This window comes from Streptococcus mitis (assembly GCF_003942775.1).
Lineage (GTDB): Bacteria > Bacillota > Bacilli > Lactobacillales > Streptococcaceae > Streptococcus > Streptococcus mitis_CN.
On sequence record NZ_RJNX01000001.1, the window covers coordinates 89,063 to 112,598 of the forward strand.

General features: G+C 40.0%; 24 protein-coding genes, 2 tRNA genes, 1 pseudogene and 1 other annotated feature. Of the genes and pseudogenes, 5 read left to right on the top strand and 22 right to left on the bottom strand.

Features of this window, described 5'->3' with window-relative positions; genetic code table 11:
* Positions 1–2: 2 nt before the first annotated feature.
* Genes D8848_RS00430 through D8848_RS00440 form a run of 3 tightly spaced genes read right to left on the bottom strand, consistent with a single transcriptional unit; the run spans position 3 to position 2,246 of the window.
* Complete coding sequence (locus D8848_RS00430) at positions 3–890, bottom strand: RluA family pseudouridine synthase (RefSeq protein WP_084926435.1); 888 nt, start codon at positions 888–890, stop codon at positions 3–5.
* Positions 880–1,341 (bottom strand): signal peptidase II, encoded by a 462-nt coding sequence (gene lspA / locus D8848_RS00435; protein WP_077804944.1) that lies wholly within the window; start codon positions 1,339–1,341, stop codon positions 880–882. The genes D8848_RS00430 and lspA overlap by 11 nt, the downstream gene beginning before the upstream one ends.
* The gene (locus tag D8848_RS00440; RefSeq protein WP_125442792.1) at positions 1,338–2,246 is read right to left on the bottom strand and encodes a LysR family transcriptional regulator; all 909 of its coding nucleotides are present in this window, start codon (positions 2,244–2,246) and stop codon (positions 1,338–1,340) included. The genes lspA and D8848_RS00440 overlap by 4 nt, the downstream gene beginning before the upstream one ends.
* On the opposite strand from D8848_RS00440, the pseudogene D8848_RS10825 reads away from it, so the two are divergent.
* Positions 2,239–2,313, top strand: a pseudogene (locus D8848_RS10825) (AraC family transcriptional regulator); the annotation flags it as partial. The gene D8848_RS00440 and the pseudogene D8848_RS10825 overlap by 8 nt on opposite strands.
* Positions 2,314–2,602: 289 nt before the next feature.
* Here D8848_RS10825 and rpmA read toward each other — a convergent pair.
* The 4 genes from rpmA to D8848_RS00460 all read right to left on the bottom strand — a co-directional run bounded on the left by rpmA (position 2,603) and on the right by D8848_RS00460 (position 4,474).
* Positions 2,603–2,896, bottom strand: a complete 294-nt coding sequence (rpmA, locus tag D8848_RS00445; protein WP_000916509.1) for a 50S ribosomal protein L27 — start codon at positions 2,894–2,896, stop codon at positions 2,603–2,605.
* Between the two features lie 16 nt (positions 2,897–2,912).
* Positions 2,913–3,257: a ribosomal-processing cysteine protease Prp gene (locus D8848_RS00450; protein WP_000613694.1), complete on the bottom strand. Its 345-nt coding sequence runs from the start codon at positions 3,255–3,257 to the stop codon at positions 2,913–2,915.
* 15 nt (positions 3,258–3,272) lie between these two features.
* Complete coding sequence (rplU, locus tag D8848_RS00455) at positions 3,273–3,587, bottom strand: 50S ribosomal protein L21 (protein WP_000109141.1); 315 nt, start codon at positions 3,585–3,587, stop codon at positions 3,273–3,275.
* A 36-nt stretch (positions 3,588–3,623) separates the two neighbouring features.
* Positions 3,624–3,711 (bottom strand) — a sequence feature (ribosomal protein L21 leader region).
* A 58-nt stretch (positions 3,712–3,769) separates the two neighbouring features.
* Positions 3,770–4,474, bottom strand: coding sequence for a YoaK family protein (locus D8848_RS00460; RefSeq protein WP_080983328.1), 705 nt, complete (start codon positions 4,472–4,474; stop codon positions 3,770–3,772).
* A gap of 141 nt (positions 4,475–4,615) precedes the next feature.
* Here D8848_RS00460 and D8848_RS00465 point away from each other — a divergent pair, with 141 nt between their 5' ends.
* From D8848_RS00465 to D8848_RS00475, 3 genes are all read left to right on the top strand, one after another.
* Positions 4,616–5,593 carry a Gfo/Idh/MocA family protein gene (locus D8848_RS00465; RefSeq protein ID WP_125450627.1) on the top strand — a complete coding sequence of 326 codons (978 nt, stop codon included), beginning with the start codon at positions 4,616–4,618 and terminating at the stop codon, positions 5,591–5,593.
* Positions 5,590–6,672, top strand: coding sequence for a DEAD/DEAH box helicase (locus tag D8848_RS00470; protein ID WP_125450628.1), 1,083 nt, complete (start codon positions 5,590–5,592; stop codon positions 6,670–6,672). Before D8848_RS00465 ends, D8848_RS00470 begins: the two co-directional genes overlap by 4 nt.
* Before the next feature lie 535 nt (positions 6,673–7,207).
* The gene (locus D8848_RS00475; RefSeq protein WP_223340783.1) at positions 7,208–7,588 is read left to right on the top strand and encodes a hypothetical protein; all 381 of its coding nucleotides are present in this window, start codon (positions 7,208–7,210) and stop codon (positions 7,586–7,588) included.
* Between the two features lie 318 nt (positions 7,589–7,906).
* Here D8848_RS00475 and tuf read toward each other — a convergent pair whose 3' ends face one another.
* Together tuf and D8848_RS00485 are read right to left on the bottom strand one after the other, a co-directional pair.
* Entirely contained in the window at positions 7,907–9,103 is a 1,197-nt protein-coding gene (tuf, locus tag D8848_RS00480) for an elongation factor Tu (RefSeq protein WP_001040726.1), read from the bottom strand.
* A gap of 206 nt (positions 9,104–9,309) precedes the next feature.
* Positions 9,310–10,419, bottom strand: coding sequence for an AI-2E family transporter (locus D8848_RS00485; protein ID WP_125450629.1), 1,110 nt, complete (start codon positions 10,417–10,419; stop codon positions 9,310–9,312).
* A gap of 102 nt (positions 10,420–10,521) precedes the next feature.
* Between D8848_RS00485 and pbp3 the strand changes: the two genes are divergently transcribed.
* Complete coding sequence (gene pbp3 / locus D8848_RS00490) at positions 10,522–11,763, top strand: D-alanyl-D-alanine carboxypeptidase PBP3 (RefSeq protein WP_125450630.1); 1,242 nt, start codon at positions 10,522–10,524, stop codon at positions 11,761–11,763.
* Positions 11,764–11,847: 84 nt separating this feature from the next.
* Here the strand turns inward: pbp3 and sufB are convergent, their stop codons facing one another.
* From sufB to D8848_RS00555, 13 genes are all read right to left on the bottom strand, one after another.
* A complete protein-coding gene (gene sufB / locus D8848_RS00495) occupies positions 11,848–13,260 on the bottom strand; it encodes a Fe-S cluster assembly protein SufB (RefSeq protein WP_125442797.1) in 1,413 nt (470 codons plus the stop codon).
* A 57-nt stretch (positions 13,261–13,317) separates the two neighbouring features.
* Positions 13,318–13,758, bottom strand: a complete 441-nt coding sequence (gene sufU / locus D8848_RS00500; protein ID WP_125442798.1) for a Fe-S cluster assembly sulfur transfer protein SufU — start codon at positions 13,756–13,758, stop codon at positions 13,318–13,320.
* The gene (locus tag D8848_RS00505) at positions 13,745–14,971 is read right to left on the bottom strand and encodes a cysteine desulfurase (RefSeq protein WP_125442799.1); all 1,227 of its coding nucleotides are present in this window, start codon (positions 14,969–14,971) and stop codon (positions 13,745–13,747) included. Before D8848_RS00505 ends, sufU begins: the two co-directional genes overlap by 14 nt.
* A 10-nt stretch (positions 14,972–14,981) precedes the next feature.
* Positions 14,982–16,244, bottom strand: coding sequence for a Fe-S cluster assembly protein SufD (gene sufD / locus D8848_RS00510; protein WP_125442800.1), 1,263 nt, complete (start codon positions 16,242–16,244; stop codon positions 14,982–14,984).
* Positions 16,245–16,271: 27 nt separating this feature from the next.
* Positions 16,272–17,042, bottom strand: a complete 771-nt coding sequence (sufC, locus tag D8848_RS00515; protein WP_000114489.1) for a Fe-S cluster assembly ATPase SufC — start codon at positions 17,040–17,042, stop codon at positions 16,272–16,274.
* Between the two features lie 150 nt (positions 17,043–17,192).
* Positions 17,193–17,387, bottom strand: coding sequence for a DUF3272 domain-containing protein (locus D8848_RS00520; RefSeq protein WP_001081602.1), 195 nt, complete (start codon positions 17,385–17,387; stop codon positions 17,193–17,195).
* A 27-nt stretch (positions 17,388–17,414) separates the two neighbouring features.
* Positions 17,415–19,070 carry a DNA polymerase III subunit gamma/tau gene (gene dnaX, locus D8848_RS00525; RefSeq protein ID WP_125442801.1) on the bottom strand — a complete coding sequence of 552 codons (1,656 nt, stop codon included), beginning with the start codon at positions 19,068–19,070 and terminating at the stop codon, positions 17,415–17,417.
* On the bottom strand, positions 19,070–19,567 hold the full coding sequence (locus D8848_RS00530) for a GAF domain-containing protein (RefSeq protein WP_084927521.1): 498 nt from the start codon (positions 19,565–19,567) through the stop codon (positions 19,070–19,072). Before D8848_RS00530 ends, dnaX begins: the two co-directional genes overlap by 1 nt.
* Positions 19,568–19,652: 85 nt before the next feature.
* Complete coding sequence (gene rpsA, locus D8848_RS00535) at positions 19,653–20,855, bottom strand: 30S ribosomal protein S1 (protein ID WP_125442802.1); 1,203 nt, start codon at positions 20,853–20,855, stop codon at positions 19,653–19,655.
* Positions 20,856–21,016: 161 nt separating this feature from the next.
* A tRNA-Gln gene (locus D8848_RS00540) sits at positions 21,017–21,088 on the bottom strand.
* Positions 21,089–21,097: 9 nt separating this feature from the next.
* Positions 21,098–21,178: transfer RNA gene (locus D8848_RS00545), tRNA-Tyr, on the bottom strand.
* A gap of 49 nt (positions 21,179–21,227) precedes the next feature.
* Entirely contained in the window at positions 21,228–21,458 is a 231-nt protein-coding gene (locus tag D8848_RS00550) for a DUF2969 domain-containing protein (RefSeq protein ID WP_125450631.1), read from the bottom strand.
* A 97-nt stretch (positions 21,459–21,555) separates the two neighbouring features.
* A complete protein-coding gene (locus D8848_RS00555) occupies positions 21,556–23,523 on the bottom strand; it encodes a peptide ABC transporter substrate-binding protein (protein ID WP_084888356.1) in 1,968 nt (655 codons plus the stop codon).
* Positions 23,524–23,536 lie beyond the last annotated feature (13 nt).

Genomic DNA, 23,536 nt, shown 5'->3' on the forward strand with positions numbered 1-23,536 from the left:
TCTTACTTCCTCAATCTCTCCAAAGTTTCCTTAAAAATCTCTGGGATATCTGCTGTAAATTCCAAAATCTCACCTGTTCTCGGATGAGTAAAACCTAGGGTCTTGGCATGAAGAAATTGTCCATGCCCTTTCAGAGTCTTACGAGGACCATAGACTTCATCCCCAGCGACTGGATGACCAATATAAGCCATATGAACACGGATTTGATGGGTACGCCCTGTCTCCAGTTGTAACTCCACTAAGCTGTAATCACCAAAGCGTTCCAAGACGTGGAAACGAGTCACTGCAGGCTTCCCTTTAGCAGTCACAGCCTGTTTCTTACGGTCTTTTTCACTACGGCCAATCGGCGCTTCAATCACACCACGATCATTAGGCAAATTTCCATGAACAATCGCCCAATATTTGCGGAGAGACTTTTTATCCTTAAGTTCTTGGGCAAGTGCTAGATGCGCCTCATCATTTTTAGCAATCATGAGAAGACCCGACGTATCCTTATCAATACGGTGAACAATTCCTGGACGCAGAACCCCATTGATACCCGACAAGTCCTTAATATGATACATAAGGGCATTTACCAGAGTTCCACTAGTATGACCAGCACTCGGATGCACAACCATCCCCTGAGGTTTGTTAACGACGGCCACATCCTCATCTTGGTAGATGATTTCTAGCGGAAGATTCTCAGCTACATACTCTAAAACCTCTGGTTCTGGCAGATGGTAAGTGACGACATCGCCTTCTTGAACTGTGTATTTAGCTTTCTTGACTTGGCCATTGACCAAGACCTGTCCTGATTTGATTTGTTCATTCGCGAGACTGCGTGATAATTCTGTCAAATCCGACAAAGCCTTATCCAAACGCAGGCCACCAGTTTCAATTTTAATTTCCATTTATTTCCTCTTTTAACATTGCAATCAATAAAATAATCACTCCAACCGTCAGATAGCTATCTGCCACATTGAAAATTGCAAAATTGATAAAGTCAAGGTGGAACATATCCACAACAAAGCCCTGACTGACTCTGTCAATAAAGTTTCCAAGACCACCTGCGATAATCAAGGTCAAACCCAAGACCATCCAGAATGAGTCCTCCATGTGTTTATGTAGATACCAAATGGCACCCACCATGACTACCAATGTAATGATAGCAAAGAACCACTGCTGGTCTTGTAGCATCGAAAAGGCAGCCCCTCTATTTTGCAGGTAGGTCAAGCTAACGAAATTGGGTATCCACGAACGAACTTCACCCAGTGGAATTTGCTGGACGATATAGGATTTGACTAACTGATCCAGCGCAATCAAAAGCAGTACAATGACTGCCACTATTCCTCTTTTTTTCATGATTTCCTCTTTTGATCAAAATATTCTTGCATGACTTCTACGAAAAGATTCCCAGCTTGACTAAGCTCCACTTCCTCACGTTTAACATAGACCATGCGATTATCTAGTTCATCCTTGAGACGAATAACTGTGATGCCATTGACACTATCACTATCTAAAAACCCGGAACCTGTTGCATAAGCATCCGTCCGCTCCAAAATACCATTCAAGGTAGCACGGTCTGTCACATTAAACATCTGTGAGCTCGCACTGGTATCAACAAAGTTCTCTGAATAATAAAGGTACTCGTCTTTTTCTTGAGTGAAACGAACCGTTGGTAGATCCGCTAAATCCTCCATGACCAGTTCCTCTTTCTGAGCCAAAGGATGCCCCTCGCGGAGATAAATGTGGGTATGGAAGGGAATTAATTCAATGACCTCAAGACCTAGCTTTTCAACCCGTTGCATGATCCCCTTTTTATTTTGATTGTTGAGGTAGATAATCCCAATCTCACTATGCCCTTGCGCTACTTCGTCTAATATTTGAACAGTAGTTGATTCAAAAATACGGAAGTTCTTATAATCAGGATAGCGCTCTGAAAAGGCCGTAATGGTTGGTGGCAAGAAGTCATAGTGCTGACTAGCAATGGAAAATTCATCCTTTTCTTCCTCAGGATTGGCATACTGATTTTGAAAAATATCAAATCCTTTAACCAATTCTTGAGCTTTTTCATAGAATTCCATACCACGACGAGTCAAGAAAGTCCCTGAGCTGGTCCGACGGAAAATCTTAAAGCCCAACTCTTTTTCCAAATCACGAACAGAAATAGACAGACTCGGCTGACTAACATACATCTTTTCAGCAGCTTCACGAAAAGTACCGCTATTCGCAATAGCCACAACATAGCGTAATTGTTGAATGTTCATCTTCTACCCCCAACTTCTTTATCTTTTCATTATACCATATTTTAGAAGTTTTCCAAAAAGGAAAAAAGTTTGGAAATTTTCAAGTCTCAATAAAGACTCTAACATTCCAAGACAAGAATTAGAATAATGTCTTTTTTCAGTCCTTATCTGATTTCAAGCAAATAAAAACAGCAAATCTTGTTGATTTACCGTTTATAATATGATGCAAATACAATTTCCATAATATGGGTACCAAAATAGGTAGCAAAACAAAAAAACAGGCTCTCCGAAATCTCGGAAAGCCTTATTTAATGCTACTTCTAGCTTCCTCGCCTTTATATTTTAAGGCTCGGGATAAAAAGGTTCACTGGACCTTTTTATTTAGCGATTGGGTAAACAGAAACCTGCTTTTTATCGCGTCCTTTACGTTCAAAGCGTACTACGCCCTCAACTTTAGCGAACAAAGTATCGTCTCCACCACGTCCAACGTTTACACCTGGGTAGATGTGTGTACCACGTTGACGGTAAAGGATTGATCCACCTGTTACAGTTTGTCCGTCAGCTGCTTTAGCTCCAAGACGTTTCGCTTGTGAATCACGTCCGTTTGATGTAGAACCTCCACCTTTTTTGTGGGCGAAAAGTTGCAAGTTGTTAAGAGTCATTTTTAACATAATGTTTTCCTCCGTGTTAGTTTTCTGTGATAACTCTGGTTTGGACGAACTCTGAAGAGTTCTCCGATAAGTTTGCCATACCTAAGAAAAATGATTCAAAGAATAACTGGGTCATTTCTCTCTGGTGTGAAGGAAGATCTTTTGGTATTTCAACCATCAGATAGCCACCTTCATCTTCGTTTAATTCTAGGATTGGTTCATAGCCTGCAAATTTCTCAATAGAATTGATAAAGTTAATGGCAAGCGTAGAAACCGATGCACACACGACATCAAAGCCGTATTCGCCACTCTCGGCGTGTCCAGTAATTTCCGCACTCCTCAGCTCGCCATCTTCGGCTCTCTCAAAGACTGCCTGTATCATGTGTTCTCCTTAAAATTAAGCGTTGATTGCGTTGATGACAACTTTTGTATATGGTTGACGGTGACCTTGTTTTCGGTGGCTACCTTTTTTAGGTTTGTACTTGTAAGTAACAACTTTCTTTTGTTTTCCTTGTTTTTCAACAGTTCCAACTACAGTAGCTCCAGCAACAAGTGGAGTTCCGACAACAGTGTTTTCACCACCAACAAGAACAACTTCGTTAAAAGTAACTTCTTGACCAGCTTCAACGTTCAATTTTTCAACGTAAACTGCTTGACCAACTTCAACTTTAACTTGTTTTCCGCCAGTTTTGATAATTGCGTATGTGCTCATTATGCACCTCCTATGATTTTTATGGGTTTCCCCGATTTTTTTGTGAAGACTCGCCTAGCATCGTGGGACAAACCACTTAAACTTGAATAATCAAGCAACGATGTTCGTGCGGTTGCACAGGAACGTGCATAGTCAACTCTTCAAGTATAGCATATCTCCTATTTTCTTACAAGTAATAACACCTAAAATGAAGCTTTTTCTTTTACTTTTTTCTGCCAAGAGGCAAAAAGCATGCTGAGGTAAAAAATGCTCATCATAATAGGAACACCAAGAATGGTCTTTTCATGATAGAAAATCGTCAAATAAGCTGAAAAGACAACGCCAAGGACAAAACTACTAAGCAGGCTAACAAAGATAATCCCTTCACGTAAAAAAGGAGTGTGCTTGGTCCGAAAATAATCTCCAAAAGCCAGCATGGTCCGTTTGATATTCCCTGTCATAAACGCGTTATTATAAGCTATACCTGACACTTCACCAAAAGCAGTTGTCACCAAGCCCATACAAAAGGCTAAGGGCGGTACTAGATAGATATTATCTACAGTTTGCGGTACAAAACCAATAATGATTGATAAGATTGCCAAAGGAATCAGTGACAGAATTGGCTTTTTCACAATTCTCAATTTTTCCTTATAAACAGTTAATAAAAAGACCCCCATCATAAAAGCTAGCAAGGTGAGAACCTTGTCCCTAACATCTGAAACATTATTTTGAATTAATTCTACTGAAAGAAAGACGACATTCCCAGTTTGTCCAGCTACAAGAGTGTTTCCTCGCACAATAAACGTATAGGCATCTACATAACCTGCACAAAAAGTCAAAAAAAGCGCTAGCCTCTTAGACTGACGTGATATTTTTCTTATAGGTAATAACCTCATTTTCCCTCCCATTTCATTTACTCATCTCATTATTGTACCACTTTCTTTGGAAAAGACCTAGTAGCTTATTTGAAATTTTTCACCCTCTGTTGGATAGTCCCGTCTATCTATGTTATAATGAAAGAAGGATTTGAAATCGGAAAAGGAGTAACTATGCTTAAATTAGGTGTCATCGGAACAGGGGCTATCAGCCACCACTTCATAGAAGCAGCCCATACCAGTGGAAAATACCAGCTGGTCGCAGTCTACTCTAGAAAACTAGAAACTGCGGCAACCTTTGCTTCTCGCTATCAGGATATCCAACTCTTTGATCAAGTAGAGGACTTCTTCAAGAGCTCCTTTGATGTAGTCTATATTGCTAGTCCAAACTCCTTACATTTTGCTCAGGCAAAAGCTGCCTTGTCTGCTGGTAAACACGTTATTCTTGAAAAACCAGCTGTTACTCAGCCACAGGAATGGCTGGATTTGAGACATACAGCTGAGAAAAATCACTGTTTTATATTCGAAGCAGCTCGCAATTACCATGAAAAAGCTTTCACTATCATCAAAAACTTTTTAGCAGACAAACAGATTTTAGGGGCAGATTTCAACTATGCCAAGTATTCTTCTAAAATGCCAGATTTGTTGGCGGGACAGATACCAAATGTCTTTTCAGACCGTTTTGCTGGTGGAGCCCTCATGGATTTGGGGATTTATCCTCTCTACGCTGCCGTTCGCCTCTTTGGAAAGGCTCAGAACACAATCTATCAGGGGCAACAGCTTGACAATAGCATTGACCTAAATGGAGACGGAATTCTCTTCTATCCTGACTTTCAAGTTCATATCAAGGCTGGAAAAAACATCACTTCCAATCTCCCTTGCGAGATTTATACGACAGATGGAACCTTGACTCTCAACACGATTGAGCATGTTAGCTCGGCTATTTTTACCGACCATCAAGGCAATCAAGTCCAACTCCCTATCCAACAGGCTCCTCATACGATGACTGAGGAAGTCGCTACATTTGCACACATGACCCAGCAACCAGATCTGAATCTCTACCAAACTTGGCTGGAAGATGCAAGTTCAGTTCATGAGCTACTATATACTATGCGCCAGACTGCTGGCATTAGATTTGAGGCAGAAAAATGAAAAACAAACTACCAACTGAATGGCAAGAACTAAGTGACCAACTCGGTTTCCTAGAATTCACCCCCATTCAAACTCAACTATTTGAGCCCCTTCTTGCTGGAGAAAACCTCCTAGGAGTGAGCCCAACAGGAACTGGTAAGACCCTAGCTTACCTTCTACCAAGTCTTCTCAGACTACAAAAGAAAAAAGCCCAACAACTATTGATTTTAGCACCAAATACTGAGCTTGCTGGACAGATTTTTGATGTATGTAAAACGTGGGCTGAAGCTATCGGCTTAACTGCCCAACTCTTCTTATCAGGTTCGAGTCAGAAACGCCAGATTGAACGCCTAAAAAAAGGACCAGAAATTCTGATTGGAACTCCTGGCCGTATCTTTGAACTAATTAAATTGAAAAAAATCAAGATGATGAATGTGGAAACCATCATCCTAGATGAATTTGACCAATTGCTCGATGATTCTCAGATACACTTTGTCGAGAAAATTACTCACTACGCACCTCGTGACCACCAACTTGTCTATATGAGTGCGACAACCAAATTTGACCAAAAGAAGATTGCGCCTAACACACGTACCATTGATCTCTCTGACCAAAAATTGGACAACATCCAGCACTTCTACATGCAGGTAGATCAACGTCACCGAGTGGATATGCTACGAAAACTGGCTCATGTAGAAGATTTCCGCGGTCTGGTCTTTTTTAACAGCCTATCAGACCTTGGAAGTGCAGAGGAAAAATTACAGTATCGTGATATCCTAGCTGTTTCTCTAGCTAGTGATGTCAACGTCAAGTTCAGAAAAGTCATTTTAGAGAAATTCAAGGACAAGCAACTAACTCTGCTTCTTGCAACTGACCTTCTGGCACGTGGAATTGATATCGATAGCCTAGAATGTGTCGTAAACTTTGATGTTCCTAGAGATATTGAAACCTACACTCACCGTGCTGGCCGTACTGGCCGTATGGGCAAGGAAGGTTATGTTATCACTCTCGTCACTCATCAAGAAGAACTTAAAAAACTTAAGAAGTTTGCAAGTGTACGAGAAATTGTCCTAAAAAATCAAGAACTCTATGTAAAATAAAGCCCTCATTGAGGCTGGGCAAAAAGTCTTTAAAATCAAAAACGCATAATATCAGGTATTGAACCTTGATATTATGCGTTTTATTGTGGGAAATTTTACTTCATTTTCTCCTAAAATTGAGTTTTTATCTAGCCTCTTTTTTGTAAAACTACATAAGATTCGTAGTAAAAAAACTCTCCAACTATTTTATTATACCATATAAATTAATAAATAAATAGACTTGTTTTTTTATTTTTTTGACGTATACTAATAATAGAAAACGCTTAAAATTAAATAAAANGAGATTTTATGAGGAAAGTAAATAAGGACATTTTATTCTTAACCGGAATCATAGTTTTATGTTTTGGTTTTTTATTATTTCACATCAACCCCTATTATGCTGGACCCGATGAGACACTGAAAGGAAGAATAAATTTATTCTTTTGGCAGCTATATTGGAGACCTATAGGAACTCTCAGTATCCTTTCGGGTTGCATTATGACTTTCAAAGGATTGAAAAAATAATCTTTTGATCATGAAGAATAGACATTTTTTTATGATTAAATTGAAATTATTGTTTTTCTCTGTTCTATCAAATCTATTTTTCTTAATCACAACATCTACGGTTTTTGCTGATGTCTATCCTTGCACAAATTATGAAATTGTATCTAATCGTGTTGTAAAAGATATCAACACAGGAGAGTTATTGTCATTTTATACGACTGAACTTAGAGACGCCTATTTAGAGTCTAAATCTACGTATCAGACTCGTTCTAATGCAACTGGTGTTGCAGACTATAGAACTAGCTCCTCTCACTCTTATAAGAGCAGCGCTACATCAGGATCTCTAAGTTCAACTGCTTATGGTGGAAAAGCTGGAGCTACCCTAACTTTAAGTGCAGCTGTTAGCTTTTCTGCTCCTGAGTCTGGATTTTGACTTAGTTTAAATCACTCAGTATCCCATAACGTACCACCCTACACTTATGGTTACATCAGGCTAAAAGCATCTTACATAGTAAATGTTCGTAAACTAGAAGTTAGATACTTAGGAACTAACAAATGGGTTCCAGCTGGTGAAACCTCTACTATATCGAATGTTAGTGTTTGGAGCGAACTAGTCACTTGAAAATAACTTATTAGATGGATCTGGACTTTATCAGGTCTATCTTTTTATTTTTTTAAAAAAAGAACCTTGCAAAGCAAGATTCTTTTAGTGTCTGACTTAAATAATTGTTCTTCTGGGAACTAAATCGAATTAAGCTTCGATTTCTGTAACCATACCTGAACCAACAGTACGTCCACCCTCACGGATAGAGAATGTAGTACCTTGTTCTACGGCGATTGGGTGGATCAACTCAACGTCGATTGTCACGTTATCACCAGGCATTACCATTTCAGTACCTGCTGGAAGTTCGATTGAACCTGTAACGTCAGTAGTACGGAAGTAGAATTGTGGACGGTAGTTGTTGAAGAATGGAGTGTGACGTCCACCTTCTTCTTTAGTAAGGATGTAAACTTCACCTTTGAATTTAGTGTGTGGGTTGATTGAACCTGGTTTAGCGATAACTTGTCCACGTTCGATTTCGTCACGTTGAACACCACGAAGAAGTACACCTACGTTATCTCCGGCAAGACCTTCGTCAAGTTGTTTACGGAACATTTCAACACCAGTAACAACTGCTTTTTGAGTTTCTTCTTTGATACCAACGATTTCGATTTCGTCGTTGACTTTAACGATACCACGGTCGATACGTCCTGAAGCAACTGTACCACGTCCAGTGATTGAGAATACGTCTTCGACTGGAAGAAGCAATGGTTTGTCAGTGTCACGTTCTGGTTCTGGGATGTACTCATCAACTGTGTTCATCAATTCCATAACGATGTCTTCGTATTTAGTGTCACCTTCAAGGGCTTTAAGAGCTGAACCTTGGATAACTGGAAGATCGTCACCTGGGAAGTCGTATTCTGACAATAGGTCACGGATTTCCATTTCAACCAATTCAAGCAATTCTTCGTCGTCAACCAAGTCAACTTTGTTCATGAAGACGATAAGGTGTTTAACACCAACCTGACGTGAAAGAAGGATGTGCTCACGAGTTTGTGGCATTGGTCCGTCAGTTGAAGCTACTACAAGGATAGCTCCGTCCATTTGAGCGGCACCAGTGATCATGTTTTTAACGTAGTCCGCGTGTCCTGGAGCGTCGATGTGAGCGTAGTGACGTTTTTCAGTTTCGTACTCAACGTGCGCAGTGTTGATAGTGATACCGCGTTCTCGTTCTTCTGGAGCAGCATCGATAGACGCATAGTCTTTAGGTTGGTTAACTGATGAAGGCAAGCGACGTGCCAAAACAGTTGTGATAGCTGCAGTTAGGGTAGTTTTACCGTGGTCAACGTGTCCGATAGTACCAATGTTAACGTGTGGTTTACTACGATCGTATTTTTCTTTTGCCATTTGAGTAAAAGCCTCCAATAAAATATATTTTATAGATAGACAGTAGGCAATACAGTCTAACTTTCCTTACTATTTTATCAAATTTCAGCTAAATTGCAAGTGTTTTACAAAGTTTTTGTGAATTATTCTTAATCAACTAATTCTAAACGACACTTCTACTCCTATCACCTAGCTAAACAAAAAGAAAAATCAGGAATTCCTGACTTTTACTTAGCTAATGCTCTTTCTCGTTCTTTCATTATTTTATGATTTTCATACAAACGTGATAAAAACTTAGAAATTTCTTTTAAGATAGAATAGGTTGGTACTGCAACAATCATACCAATGACACCATAAATATTACTTGATAACAAAAGTAATACTAAAATCGTAATTGGATGGACTTTCATCACACCACCTACGATACGAGGGTAGAGAATATTTCCATCCACTTGTTGAATAATCAACATATAAACAACTGCAATCAGCATTCTATGGGGATCAGTAAAGACATTGGCGATAATCATCGGAATCAAACCAATACTTGGACCTACATAAGGAATGAGATTGGCTAATCCTGAAAAGATAGCGAAGACCAAAGCGTATTTCAAACCGATTACGCTATATCCGATAAAGGCCAAACAGCCAATAATAATCGCATCAATGGCAACTCCACTAATATATCGAGCGATTGTAGCATTCAAATTTTTTAAAAGACCTGTAATATGCAACTTATCTCGCTTTAAAACAGTACGTTCAAGCATCGGCAAGAATTTGTGACCATCTAACAAAAAATAAATTAAAAATACAGGGGTCATGATAATAATCAAAACAGTACTAAAGAGCGCAGATAGGACACTTCCAACACTATTCGTTACACTATTTAGGATATTCTGTAGAATATCTACATAGGAGAGATTTAACTGTTGAATAGTCGCTTGAATATCCAAATTTTGAAAGGCTGGATAAGTGGATAAATCGATAATCAAATCTTGCAGACGACTGTAGATTGTCTGACTTGTTGCTATCAAACTTGTCAACTGATTAATCAAAATCGGTAAGAGATAGACTACCCCAATGACTAGACCCCAGACCAAGGCGCACAAGGTCAGTAGAATACCAATGATACGGTTAATTTTGAAATACTTTTGTAAAAAATTTACAATAGGATTGGTCAAATAATATAAAAAACCACCTAGAAGAAAGGGAATCATTATAGTGTTTGCGACGCTTACAAAAGGTGTAATAATCGCTCCCATCTCTCTCCATAAATAAAAGATGATGGTTAATAGTAAAATCTCACTGGTCCAAAAAAATAATTTATTCTTACGAAACATGAAGTACCTCCATTCATCTATTTTACCACACTTTCAAAAAAGCTTCTTTCTTATATCATGAAACTGGGAATATTTTTTTCTTTATGATAGAATAAACTTACTATGAAAAAAATAATTTTAACTCTCCTAAGCCTTTCCGTTATTGGCTCAGCATCTACTGTTGCTGCTCAAGATTTTAATATTGCTGCTAAACATGCAATTGCCGTTGAGGCGAATACTGGTAAAATTCTCTATGAGAAAGATGCAACCCAACCAGTTGAAATCGCTTCAATCACAAAATTGATTACGGTCTATCTTGTCTATGAAGCCTTGGAAAACGGCAGTATTACACTATCCACTCCGGTAGATATCTCTGATTATCCATACAAATTAACGACAAATTCTGAAGCGAGTAACGTTCCTATGGAGGCTCGTAATTATACCGTCGAACAACTACTGGAAGCAACCCTAGTATCCAGTGCTAACAGTGCAGCTATTGCGTTAGCTGAAAAAATTGCTGGCTCAGAAAAAGATTTCGTCGATATGATGCGGGCAAAGCTCTTGGAATGGGGCATTCAGGATGCCACTGTTGTCAATACGACGGGTCTTAACAATGAGACTTTAGGGGATAACATTTACCCAGGATCTAAAAAAGATGATGAAAACAAGCTCAGTGCTTATGATGTCGCTATCGTTGCTCGCAATCTCATCAAAAAATACCCACAAGTCTTGGAAATCACGAAAAAACCTTCTTCTACTTTTGCTGGAATGACAATCACTTCTACCAACTACATGTTAGAAGGTATGCCTGCTTATCGCGGTGGTTTTGATGGCCTTAAGACAGGAACAACAGACAAAGCTGGAGAATCTTTTGTTGGTACTACTGTCGAAAAAGGGATGAGGGTTATCACAGTTGTTTTGAATGCAGACCATCAAGACAATAATCCTTACGCTCGCTTCACAGCTACATCGTCACTAATGGATTATATCTCTTCTACATTCACGCTTCGTAAAATCGTTCAAAAAGGCGATGCCTACCAAGATAGTAAAGCTCCTGTACAAGATGGAAAAGAAGATGCGGTCACTGCCGTTGCCAAAGATGATATCACTCTTATTGAACGTGTTGGGGGACAATCGTCCCAAACTATTCAATTCACACCTGATTCTAAAGCAATCCCAGCACCACTTGAAGCCGGAACAGTGGTTGGACATTTGACTTATGAAGACAAGGACTTGATTGGTCAAGGTTACATTACCACAGAACGTCCTAGTTTTGAAATGGTAGCAGAAAAGAAAGTTGAAAAAACCTTCTTCTTAAAAGTTTGGTGGAATCAGTTTATCCGCTTCATCAACGAAAAATTATAAAAAAATCGCGATTTTAAACCGCGATTTTTTTGTTACAAGTTCATCTTCAAAGTCCTTGATTTTTAGTAAATCTAAAATCAAATTTTATCCGACTGACCCTTCCATTTCATAGCTAATCAAGCGGTTCAGCTCAACTGCATATTCCATTGGAAGTTCTTTCGTGAAGGGCTCCACAAATCCCATGACAATCATCTCTGTCGCTTCTGATTCTGACAAACCACGACTCATGAGGTAATAGAGTTGTTCCTCTGAAATCTTAGATACCTTGGCTTCGTGTTCCAAAGCAACTTGCGAGTTGTGGATTTCATTAAATGGAATGGTATCTGATGCTGACAAGTCATCCATGATAATGGTATCACACTCGATGTGAGAAACAGATTTTTTAGAGTTTTTGTTAAAGGTTACTTGTCCACGGTAGTCAACCTTTCCTCCGCCTTTAGCGATAGATTTAGACACGATAGACGAGCTTGTGTGCGGAGCGTTGTGAATCATCTTAGCACCAGTATCCTGGTGTTGTCCAGCATTGGCAAAGGCGATAGAGAGCATAGTACCACGCGCCCCTTCTCCATCTAGATAAACAGATGGATATTTCATGGTTGTTTTGGCACCCAAGTTACCATCAATCCACTCAACAGTGGCATCCTTTTGAGCTTTAGCACGTTTCGTTACCAAGTTATAGACGTTATCAGACCAGTTTTGGATAGTCGTATAACGCATATAAGCTCCATCCAAGGCAAAGATTTCTACAATGGCAGCATGCAAGCTGTTACTTGAATAAGTTGGAGCTGTACATCCTTCTACATAATGAACACTTGCTCCCTCATCAACGATAATCAAGGTACGTTCAAACTGACCAGTATTTTCGTTATTGATACGGAAGTAAGTTTGAAGTGGGATATCTACCTTGATCCCTTTTGGTACGTAGATAAAGGTTCCACCAGACCATACTGCTGAGTTAAGGGCAGCCAATTTGTTATCTGTTGGCGGTACCAACTTAGCAAAGTATTGTTTAAACAAGTCTGGGTATTCCTTGAGGGCAGAATCCGTATCTGTAAAGATAATCCCCAATTTTTGGAACTCTTCCTTCATGTTGTGGTAAACCACTTCTGACTCATACTGGGCAGAGGCACCAGCTAGATAAGCACGCTCAGCTTCAGGAATCCCGATACGTTCAAAGGTTTCTTTAATTTTTTCAGGAACCTCATCCCATGAACGAGCTGGTTTATCAGATGGTTTTTGGTAGTAGATCAAGTCATCAAAATCAATCTCTGACAAGTCTGCTCCCCAAGTTTGCATGGGCATTTTTTTGAAGGTTTCATAAGACTTCAAACGGAATTCTAACATCCACTCTGGTTCTCCCTTAGCAGCTGATAGTTCACGAATGACATCTTCATTCAGTCCTTTTCCTGTCGATAGGACAGGCTCTACATCATCATGGAAACCAAATTTATATTCACCAAGGTCAATTGGTTTTGGTTCTACTCTTTCTTCAGCCATAATATCCTTTCTTTCATTCTTCATTTCTACTGATTCATAAGACAAAAGAAATTTGTCTTATTGTTTTTCTTGATTTTCAATTGTTTTCTTCAGGGCGTTCCAAGCTAGGGTTGCACACTTGATTCGTTGAGGAAATTTGGCAACACCTGATAAGAAGGCTGCGTCTCCAAGACTATCTTGTCTGTCATCTTTTTGGCCTTGAACCATTTCAGAAAAAATAGTCGCAAGTTCTAAGATTTCTTGCTTGGTCTTGCCTAAAACTGCGTCCGTCATCATGCTTGCAGAGGCAGTTGAGATAGTACAACCTGAGTTTAGAAAAGCGATATCCTCCAAGCGGTCTTCTGCATCAAACTTGACAGAGAGATTGATAACATCTCCACAGGTCGGATTGTTGAGACTGATTTGTTCAGCGTCTTCTAACTTCCCTTGGTGATGTGGATTTTTCGAATGGTCCGCTACCACTGCCATATAAAGGCTATCTAGTTTAGAAAGTGCCATTGAAAAACTCCTTTGTCTTTTGTAAGGCATCGACTAACTTGTCGCAATCTGCCTTGGTATTGTAGATATAAAAACTTGCACGAGCTGTAGCTGGAACGTCCAAATACTGGAGCAAGGGTTGAGCGCAATGGTGACCCGCACGAACTGCCACTCCTTCATAATCCAGAGCAGTCGCAAGGTCGTGAGGATGAAGGTCACCTAGGTTAAAGGCAATAACACCTGAACGATGAGCCAAGTCCTGCGAACCGTAAATAGTCAATCCTTCAATCGCCTGCAGTTTTGGATAGACGTATGCAATCAGTTCCTGTTCATGGGCTTCAATCGCATCCATACCAATCTTTTCAAGATAATCTACTGCCGCAGCAAGTCCAATAGCACCTGCCATATTAGGAGTTCCAGCCTCGAATTTCCAAGGCAATTCCTTCCAACTAGCAGATTGCTCATAAACGAAATCAATCATTTCGCCGCCAAATTCAACTGGTGACATTTGCTCCAGATACTTTTCTTTGCCATAAAGAACACCGATACCAGTCGGACCAGCCATCTTGTGACCTGAAAAGGCAAAAAAGTCCACATCCAAGTCCTGGACATCAATCTTCATATGAGGCGTAGATTGAGCACCATCCACCACCATGATAGCTCCAACTTGGTGGGCCAATTGAGTGATTTCTTTTATTGGATTGACCACACCAAGAACATTTGAAGCGTGAGCTAGGGAGACAAACTTGACTCTATCAGTCAATTTAGCTCGCAAATCATCCATATCCAGAGCTCCATTCTTAAGATAGACATAGACAAGCTCTGCCCCAGTCTTACGGCAGGCTTCCTGCCATGGAATGATATTGGAATGGTGTTCCATAACGGAAATCAAGACCTGGTCTCCCTCAGTCAAGACTTCCTCAGCATAACGCGCTACCCAGTTAAGACTGGTTGTCGTTCCTCTAGTAAAGAGAACTTCCTTTTTAGAGCCTGCATTGATAAACTTACGAATGGTTTCACGAGCCGCCTCATAAGAAGCTGTCGCCCTTTCTGCCAAGGTATGAACGCCACGATGAACATTGGCATTGTCGTTCTCATAGTAGCGGTTAATCGTCTCCAGAACTGCTAGTGGTTTTTGTGTCGTCGCAGCATTGTCCAAATAAACCAATGGTTCATCATTAACAATCTGGTCTAAAATTGGAAAATCCTTGCGAATCACTTCTACATCTAACATAGGCTACCCCTTAGCGTTTTGACAATTTTTCTTCGATAGTTGCAATCATTTCATCACGAACTTCCTTGACTGGAATCTCAACGATAACGGAGCCAAGGAAACCACGGACAACCAAACGTTCTGCAGTTGCCTTATCTAAACCACGGCTCATGAGGTAGTACATGTCTTCTGGATCCACCTGACCGATAGAAGCTGCGTGACCTGCAGTAACATCATTTTCGTCAATCAAAAGAATTGGATTGGCATCTGAACGCGCTTGGTCTGAAAGCATAAGAACACGGCTCTCTTGTTGCGCATCTGCTCCCTTAGCACCCTTGATAATGTGGCCAATACCATTGAAGGTCAAGGTTGCTTTTTCAAGAATAACCCCATGTTGTAGGATATTTCCGATTGAGTTGCAACCATAGTTCGTCACTCGAGTATCAATCCCTTGTACCTGACGACCACTTGAAAGAGCTACAACCTTGAGATCTGCATGGCTACCATTTCCAATCAAGTCGCTATCAAAGTCCGCAACGACATTCCCTTCGTTCATGACACCAATAGCCCAGTCAATGCTTGCATCGTTGCCTAATTTACCACGACGGCTAATGTAGGCAGTGACGTTTTCACCTAGACGGTCAATCGCAGCAAACTTCACTTGAGCACCAGAACGCGCAATTACTTCTACTGTGATATTAGCAGTTGCTTTGGCGCTTCCTTCACCGCGTGACTCTAAACGTTCCAGATAACTAATCTTAGAGTTTTTACCAGCGATAATCATAATATGCTTGTTAAACGGCACATCGCTATCGCTGTCTTGATAGAAAATTCCTTCGATTGGTTCAGCAATTTCCACGTTATCAGGAATATAGAGAACAGCACCACTGTTAAAGTAAGCTGTATGGTAGGCTGCCAACTTATCATCATCATATTTAACTGATGACATGAAGAATTCCTCAATAAGCTCTGGAATTTCTTCTAAAGCTGAGTGAAAGTCTGTAAAGACAACACCCTGTTCAGCTAATTCAACTGGAGTTTGCTCAAAAACAGTCTGAGTTCCTACTTGAACCAATTTCAAGTGATTATCTAGAGCTGTGAAATCTGGAACATTTGCTGATGGCTCACTTTCTGTAATCGTTCCATCACCCAGATTCCAACGGTGGAATTTGACACGCTCAATAACTGGTAATTCCAAAGTCTCAATCTTGTCAAAAGCTTTTTGACGGAGATCAGCTAACCAGCTTGGTTCAGCATGCATTTCTGAAAAAAGTTTAATATTTTCTTTAGTCATTTACTTCTCCTAAAAGATACGAGGGAATTACAATTCTTCCTTGTAGTCGTAGCCAAGTTCTTCAGCTAGTTTTGCGTATCCTTCACGTTCCAAACGCGCAGCCAATTCTGGACCACCAGAAAGGACAACGCGACCTTCCATCATGACGTGTACCACATCAGGTGTGATGTAGTTCAAAAGACGTTGGTAGTGAGTGATAATCATAGCACCAAAGCCTTCACCACGCATAGCATTAACACCTTTAGAAACAACTTTAAGGGCATCAATATCAAGACCAGAATCAATCTCATCCAAAAGGGCAAATGTTGGCTCCAACATCAAAAGTTGAAGAATTTCATTACGTTTTTTCTCACCACCAGAGAAGCCTTCGTTGAGGTAACGCTCAGCCATTTCTTCTTTCATGTTGAGCAATTCCATCTTCTCATCCAATTTAGTGATAAACTCACGAACTGAAATTTTTTCATCATCTTCTTTCCCAGCATTCATGGCTGCACGAAGAAACTCAGCGTTAGTAATACCAGGAATTTCTGATGGGTATTGCATAGCAAGGAAAAGTCCCATACGCGCACGCTCGTCCACTTCCAACTCAAGGATGTTTACGCCATCAAACAAGACTTCACCTTTGGTAACTTCATAGTTTGGATTTCCCATGATAGCGGCAGAAAGAGTCGATTTACCAGTACCATTTGGTCCCATGATAGCGGCGATTTCTCCTGTTTTCAGGGTCAGGTTAACCCCTTTTAAAATTTCTTTTCCTTCAATCTCAACGTGAAGATCTTTGATCTCTAATACTGACATGATAATTCCTTTCTTTTTCAAGGCCTTTACAGTGCTTACTGGAAACATACTTGATTTCCCTAGAAAATACGGTAAAAGGTCAATAAATATACTTTTATAGTATAACAAAAAAAAGCCTAAAAGGCTTTGATTTTGTCTAGAAGCTGAGGACTAGTCTTTTCCTTTTAAATGCTGGTCAATGACATCTACAATCTTGCCCATCAAGTAACTTACTCGGAAATTTCTAAAGAGCAAAATGGCCCAAAAGGCTGCCATAATATAGCGACCAGTCATCCAGGCTTCATTGAAAAAATAGGTCTCAGCAGCTGTAAACAGCGCGATGATAATAAATTGTTGTCTATTCATAAACTTATTGTATCATGAAATCTTTCTTTAGTCTTCCTCTACCTTCATTTTATCAGCCAAAAATTCAAATCCTTCTGGAATCAGACTTTCTTCTGCTTCTTTTTCAGTTTGAGAAGATTTGGCTTTGGCTGAAAAGGCTGCGCGAACTTCTTTCCATTCCTCCATGGAAATGGCTAAAATTTCGGGTGAAAAACCTGCTGCCTGACTGAGGATGTTACCAAACATGGTGTTAAGATTGTCTCGTTTCATGGTTTGGCCAGCATTGAAGTTAGACTCAAAAGCAAGAATGGCATGGTGTTCATTGGCTGCAACTGGTTGAGAACCAACTAGCAGAGCCTTATCGGGACCTCCAAGACTTTCAATCACCTCTCCCCAGGCATTCTGCAAGCGAATCAGGTTTTGACGTGCTAAATCAGGATTTTCGACAGCCTCTTGTAGGATAGATTGAACCTTATTGCGATCCACACGATAGACCGTCTTGCCTGCTGCTGGACGACTAGGCGCTGAACTAGTTGGCTTAGATACGGTTCCCACATTGGCGAGTTCTTGTTTGAGACGTGCAATTTCCTGTCTCAATGCAGAAATTTCATGTTCAACCGCCCCTGAAAGAGCTGGGTCAGGCTTAATCTCCGCCAAACGGATGGTCATCATCTCAGCATAAATCTTAGGCTGCAAACTAGACTTAATATCTGCCAAACTGACTGTTGCTAAGCGAATCATTTCAAACAAATTTTCTTGAGGAAGAACTAAATTCTCCACAAAGACTGGACTATGATGAGTGTTTTCTCCCCCTGTTTGAACAATTAACAAATCTCTTAAATAGTGCAAAAGGTCGGTCACAAAACGAGTCATGCTCTTACCATTTTCAAAGAGAAGATTCAAGCATGCTAGGGCCTTTGGAACATCCTGTCGAGACAAAGCGGCCACATAATCATCCAAGGCTGATAGACTAATGGTGCCAGTAATTTCTTCAGAGATGGCAGTCGTCAGCTCGTTTCCCTGTGTCAAACTCAGGGCTTGATCCAAAATAGACAAGGCATCTCGCATTCCACCTTCAGCCCGTCTGGCAATGATTTCCACAGCCTCTGGTTCAGAACTGATATTTTCTTTTTCTAAGATATAGTGGATATGTTCCTTAATATCCTGTGTCTTAATCGATTTAAATTCAAAACGTTGCACACGGGATAGAATAGTGGCAGGAATCTTGTGCAATTCAGTAGTAGCCAAAATAAAGACCACATTCTGTGTTGGCTCTTCCAGCGTTTTTAGAAGAGCATTAAAAGCCCCTGTAGACAGCATGTGAACCTCGTCTATGATATAGACCTTATAACGGGCAAGACTAGGGGCGTAGGTAGATTTATCACGAATTTCACGAATTTCATCTACCCCATTATTAGAAGCTGCATCCATTTCGATGACATCTTCTAAACTACCGTCCGTCACAGCCTGACAAATATAGCAGTTATTACAAGGTTCCCCACCCACTTGATTGGGACAGTTCATAGCCTTGGCAAAAATCTTAGCTACACTGGTTTTTCCTGTTCCACGTGGACCAGAAAAAAGATAAGCATGACTTATTTTCTCTTGCTCCACTGCTTGTTTAAGAGTCTTAGCTACAACTTCCTGTCCAACCAACTGGGAGAAGTTTTGACTTCTATATTTTCGATAAAGTGCTTGATACATTAGGCTTTCTCCCCAAACATTGTAAAGTCCCATTCTGTCTTTTCAAGCAAAATAGCGACAAATTGTTCCAAATAATCTCGATCCATAGCATCATAATCATCAATCTCTGAAGAATCAAGATCCAGAACTCCAAGTAATTGACCATTCTTAACCATCGGAACAACAATTTCACTTTTAGCTCGACTATCACAAGAAATATAGTTGGGATAAGTTGTTACATCACCAACCAGAACAGTTTCCTGAAAATGAGCTGCCTCCCCACAAACACCTTTTCCCAGTGCAATACGGATGCAGGAAACACCTCCTTGGAAAGGACCTAAAACCAATTCCTTTCCATCGAACAGATAAAAGCCTGCAAATACGGTATTAGGAAAGCGTGATTTTAGAAGAGCACTGGCGTTGGAAAGATTAGCCAAAACATTGGTTTCACCATCCAATAAAAAAGAGAGCTCCTCATTTAACATTTGATAACGTGATTGTTTTTCTGATTCTAACATAGAACTATTATATCAAAAAAGACTTACAGACAAAAGAAAAATCCCTTGTTAAGTAAACAAAGGATTTTGTGAATTTTCAATTTGATTAAAGTTCGATATCACCGAACAAGTCAGCCATTGAGAATCCTGTTTGTGTTTCTGGAAGTTCGAAATCACGTTTTTCTTGACGTTTTGGACGACGTGGACGAGCAGCACGGTTTTCTTCTTTTTGTCCTTCTTCTTGAGCTGGACGCTCTTCAAGAGCTTTAATAGAAAGTGATACGCGCTCTGCATCTGCGTTAACTTCAAGAACTTTAACTTTAACTTCTTGACCAACTTTAAGAGCTTCTTTTGGATTTTCAATACGTTTGTGTGAAATTTGTGATACGTGAACAAGTCCATCGATACCTGGCAATACTTCAACAAATGCACCGAAGTCAGTCAAACGTTTAACTGTTCCTTCTACTACATCACCTTTAGCCAATTTTTGCTCAACGCCATCCCATGGTCCAGGTGTTGTTGCTTTAAGTGAAAGTGATACACGTCCTTCTTCTTCGTTAAGATCAAGGATTTTCACTTCAATTTCTTCACCAACAGTTACAACTGATTTTGGTGATACGTTACGCTCATGTGACAATTCAGTCAAGTGAACCAATCCGTCAACACCACCAAGGTCGATGAAAGCACCAAAGCTTGTGATACGTGCAACTTTACCAGTTACTACATCACCAACAGCCAATTTACCGAATACTTCAGCGCGAGCTGCTGCAGTAGCTGCTTCAACAACTTCACGACGTGAAAGGATGAAGCGGTTTTCTTTAGCGTCAACTTCTTTAATTTTAGCATCAAATTCTTGACCTACAAAACGCTCAGTGTTACGTACGAAACGAGTATCCAACATTGAAGCTGGGATAAATCCACGAACACCTTCAAATTCTACTGAAAGTCCACCTTTAACGGCACGAGTTCCTTTAACAGTAACAACTTCTTCTTCGCGACCAACAAGTTTGTCCCATGCTTTGCGAGCTTCAAGGCGTTTTTTAGATACAAGGTATGTAACTGTATCAGTATCTTTACCAACTACTTGACGAAGTACAAGAACATCCAATACTTCTCCTACTTTAACAAAGTCATTGATATCTGCATCGCGATCGTTTGTCAATTCGCGAAGAGTCAAGACACCTTCAACACCAGTTCCAGAGATTGCAACGTTAGCTTGAGTCGCATCAACTGTCAATACTTCAGCACTAACAACATCACCAGTCTCAACTTGGCTAACGCTATTTAGCAAATCTTCAAATTCGTTCATCTAAAAAATCCTCCAACAATCAAGTTTTTCTTAAACTTGACATACTTATAATTTTTTTCCTAAGCACCCGCAAGGACATGTTCATATCGTTCACGTCTTTCAATTATAAAAATAAAATACCCTAAGATATTTTGATTTTTATCTTGATTATTACCTAAGAACTGGGGTAGCTGGATTCGAACCAACGCATGAGGGAGTCAAAGTCCCTTGCCTTACCGCTTGGCTATACCCCATTGATGAAATGGAGAGAGAGGGATTCGAACCCCCGAACCCGAAGGAGCGGATTTACAGTCCGCCGCGTTTAGCCTCTTCGCTATCTCTCCTACAATCAACATGGACCATTATATCATGAAAATTTCAAAAAAACAAGACTTATTTTGCTAAATTATAATTTTCAATCAAAATTTCCACAGCTTTTTCCAATTTTTTATAAAAACTATCGACATTCCTATTCTTTATAATGGCAAATTGTCCATCTAATTCGGCAATTTCTCCGATAACTTTTTTACCAATGGTCAAGGTATAGCCTTCAAAACTGTCTTTTCCTACATTAACCTTGGCATCTGCTACTTGAATTTCAATTTTTTTATCTTTCTTACTCATTTCATACCTCTCTTCACTTTTTCTATTTTACAAGAAAATCCTAAAACTAGCAAGAAAAAACTCTATATCAGGCTTGTCTGATATAGAGTTTTATGCTTTATTTAATGTGTTTTTCTAGTTCTTTTTGGTACTTACCATTTGATTCCAATTTTTCTTTTTGCCATTTTTTCAGTGCTTCTTCATATTCTTTTGTTGTAACAATATCTTTTTGCAATTTCATTCCTTTAAAGATATATGGGTCACCTTTAATACCAACTTGTGAGTATGGTTTTGAGAATGGCACGACATTACTTACAACTGGAGAACCACCAGATGAGGCTGTCGGCATCAATAATGAACTATCTGTCAACCAAGCTTGAGCCTTGGCATATTTTTCATAGCGCTCTTCAAGATTAGTAGTTTCTGAATCGGCATCATCCAATAATTTCTTATACTGGTCCAAACCAAGTTTCGCTACGACATCCTTATCTTTCCCTTTAGTAATACCGAGGTGCTTCATGGCAGAACCTGATTTAGGGTCCATGATATTCAAGTAAGATGCTGGGTCTTGATAGCTTGGAGCCCATCCTGTACTGTTCAAATCATAGTCTTTTTGAGAAGGAACACGCGCTTGAGAAGTGATTGTTTCCTTTTCATTATCTGTCATTTGAAGAACATCGATGACAACATTTTCAGCACCAAGAGTTGATTCGATAGACTGTTTGAAAGAGTTGCTTTGTTGAACGGCGATGGTATCTGTTTGTTCAACTGGGACATCCAAGTGAATTGGGAAAGTTACCCCTTTAGATTCCAAGTCTTTCTTAGCTTTTTCAAAAGCAGCTTTAGCCTTGTCAGGGTTGTAGATAGAATCCTTACCGTCAACTAGCTCAACACCTTTCCATTGGTCACCATAGTTCACCAACTCAGCTTGGGCGATTTGACCAAAGTTTTTACCCCCTGCTTGTACAAAGTTGTCAGGAACAAGGCTGTTACGAATAATCTTGTCCGCACCGTCTTCACCATTTAGCTGGGCAGCATAAGAATGGCGGTTGAAGGCAAAGTTGATAGCCTGACGGAAGTCCTTATTAAGCATAGCTTCTTTAGTAGAAGTCTTTTGCTCTTCACTTGTTTTCGCAGTTTTATTGTATGACTGACGATTTACGTTAAAGGTGAAGTAATAGCTACTTGAGTCCTGTGGGCTATAGGTAATTTTATCTCCGTATTGTTCCAAAGTTGAAGCAAAGTTTGAGCTACTTGGGAAGAGACGAGCTGTCGTATAAGCACCAGAAGAGAAACTACGAATCAATGATTCCTGATCTGAACCATCGTAGTAAGTCAATTTAATCTTTTCGATTTTTACCTTTTCTTTATCCCAGTAATTTGGGTTTTTCTCGTATTCAATTAACGATTTAGACGTCAAGGTCTTCAAGATATAAGGACCATTGTAGAGAATTCCTGCTGGAGTAACTGCTCCATAATCTTTACCTGATGCCTTCAAAAACTCTTCATTTACAGGCAGCATCGTTGCTGTGGTGACTTTAGAGTTCCAGAAGCTTTCTGGTTTGTTTAGGGTATATTCGACTGTGTAATCGTCCAAGGCCTTGACACCAACTGTAGAGAAATCATTAGTCTCACCAGTCATGTAGGCATCCAAGCCCTTGATTGAATTTTGGATGAGAGAAACACCGTCTGACTTGCCGTCAGCTACGTGTTTTAGTCCTGTCACAAAGTCATGGGCTGTTACTTCTGCGTATTCTTCACCTTCTGAAGTGTACCATTTAACTCCTTTACGAAGTTTATAGGTATAAGTCAAACCATCTTTAGACACAGACCAATCTTCAGCCAAGGAAGGGATAACATTTCCGTATTGGTCGTTTTCCATCAGACCATCCACCACGTTCCCGATGACATCTGTTGTAGATGTACGAGTCGCTACACTATAGTCCAAAGACGCAGGATCTACTGCATAGACATATGAAAATGTTGTCGGTGCATCTGCTTCTTTATCAGCTTTTCCACAAGCCACTAATAGAGCTGTTGTGCTCAGGACCACTCCTGCTGTTAAGAGCCATTTTTTCGATTTCATAAAAAATCTCCTT

Bases quoted from the DNA above. Each gene is read 5' to 3' on its own strand.
- D8848_RS00430 (WP_084926435.1), bottom strand. From the start codon at position 890: ATGGAAATTAAAATTGAAACTGGTGGCCTGCGTTTGGATAAGGCTTTG.
- lspA (WP_077804944.1), bottom strand. From the start codon at position 1,341: ATGAAAAAAAGAGGAATAGTGGCAGTCATTGTACTGCTTTTGATTGCG.
- D8848_RS00440 (WP_125442792.1), bottom strand. From the start codon at position 2,246: ATGAACATTCAACAATTACGCTATGTTGTGGCTATTGCGAATAGCGGT.
- rpmA (WP_000916509.1), bottom strand. From the start codon at position 2,896: ATGTTAAAAATGACTCTTAACAACTTGCAACTTTTCGCCCACAAAAAA.
- D8848_RS00450 (WP_000613694.1), bottom strand. From the start codon at position 3,257: ATGATACAGGCAGTCTTTGAGAGAGCCGAAGATGGCGAGCTGAGGAGT.
- rplU (WP_000109141.1), bottom strand. From the start codon at position 3,587: ATGAGCACATACGCAATTATCAAAACTGGCGGAAAACAAGTTAAAGTT.
- D8848_RS00460 (WP_080983328.1), bottom strand. From the start codon at position 4,474: ATGGGAGGGAAAATGAGGTTATTACCTATAAGAAAAATATCACGTCAG.
- D8848_RS00465 (WP_125450627.1), top strand. From the start codon at position 4,616: ATGCTTAAATTAGGTGTCATCGGAACAGGGGCTATCAGCCACCACTTC.
- D8848_RS00470 (WP_125450628.1), top strand. From the start codon at position 5,590: ATGAAAAACAAACTACCAACTGAATGGCAAGAACTAAGTGACCAACTC.
- D8848_RS00475 (WP_223340783.1), top strand. From the start codon at position 7,208: ATGATTAAATTGAAATTATTGTTTTTCTCTGTTCTATCAAATCTATTT.
- tuf (WP_001040726.1), bottom strand. From the start codon at position 9,103: ATGGCAAAAGAAAAATACGATCGTAGTAAACCACACGTTAACATTGGT.
- D8848_RS00485 (WP_125450629.1), bottom strand. From the start codon at position 10,419: ATGTTTCGTAAGAATAAATTATTTTTTTGGACCAGTGAGATTTTACTA.
- pbp3 (WP_125450630.1), top strand. From the start codon at position 10,522: ATGAAAAAAATAATTTTAACTCTCCTAAGCCTTTCCGTTATTGGCTCA.
- sufB (WP_125442797.1), bottom strand. From the start codon at position 13,260: ATGGCTGAAGAAAGAGTAGAACCAAAACCAATTGACCTTGGTGAATAT.
- sufU (WP_125442798.1), bottom strand. From the start codon at position 13,758: ATGGCACTTTCTAAACTAGATAGCCTTTATATGGCAGTGGTAGCGGAC.
- D8848_RS00505 (WP_125442799.1), bottom strand. From the start codon at position 14,971: ATGTTAGATGTAGAAGTGATTCGCAAGGATTTTCCAATTTTAGACCAG.
- sufD (WP_125442800.1), bottom strand. From the start codon at position 16,244: ATGACTAAAGAAAATATTAAACTTTTTTCAGAAATGCATGCTGAACCA.
- sufC (WP_000114489.1), bottom strand. From the start codon at position 17,042: ATGTCAGTATTAGAGATCAAAGATCTTCACGTTGAGATTGAAGGAAAA.
- D8848_RS00520 (WP_001081602.1), bottom strand. From the start codon at position 17,387: ATGAATAGACAACAATTTATTATCATCGCGCTGTTTACAGCTGCTGAG.
- dnaX (WP_125442801.1), bottom strand. From the start codon at position 19,070: ATGTATCAAGCACTTTATCGAAAATATAGAAGTCAAAACTTCTCCCAG.
- D8848_RS00530 (WP_084927521.1), bottom strand. From the start codon at position 19,567: ATGTTAGAATCAGAAAAACAATCACGTTATCAAATGTTAAATGAGGAG.
- rpsA (WP_125442802.1), bottom strand. From the start codon at position 20,855: ATGAACGAATTTGAAGATTTGCTAAATAGCGTTAGCCAAGTTGAGACT.
- D8848_RS00550 (WP_125450631.1), bottom strand. From the start codon at position 21,458: ATGAGTAAGAAAGATAAAAAAATTGAAATTCAAGTAGCAGATGCCAAG.
- D8848_RS00555 (WP_084888356.1), bottom strand. From the start codon at position 23,523: ATGAAATCGAAAAAATGGCTCTTAACAGCAGGAGTGGTCCTGAGCACA.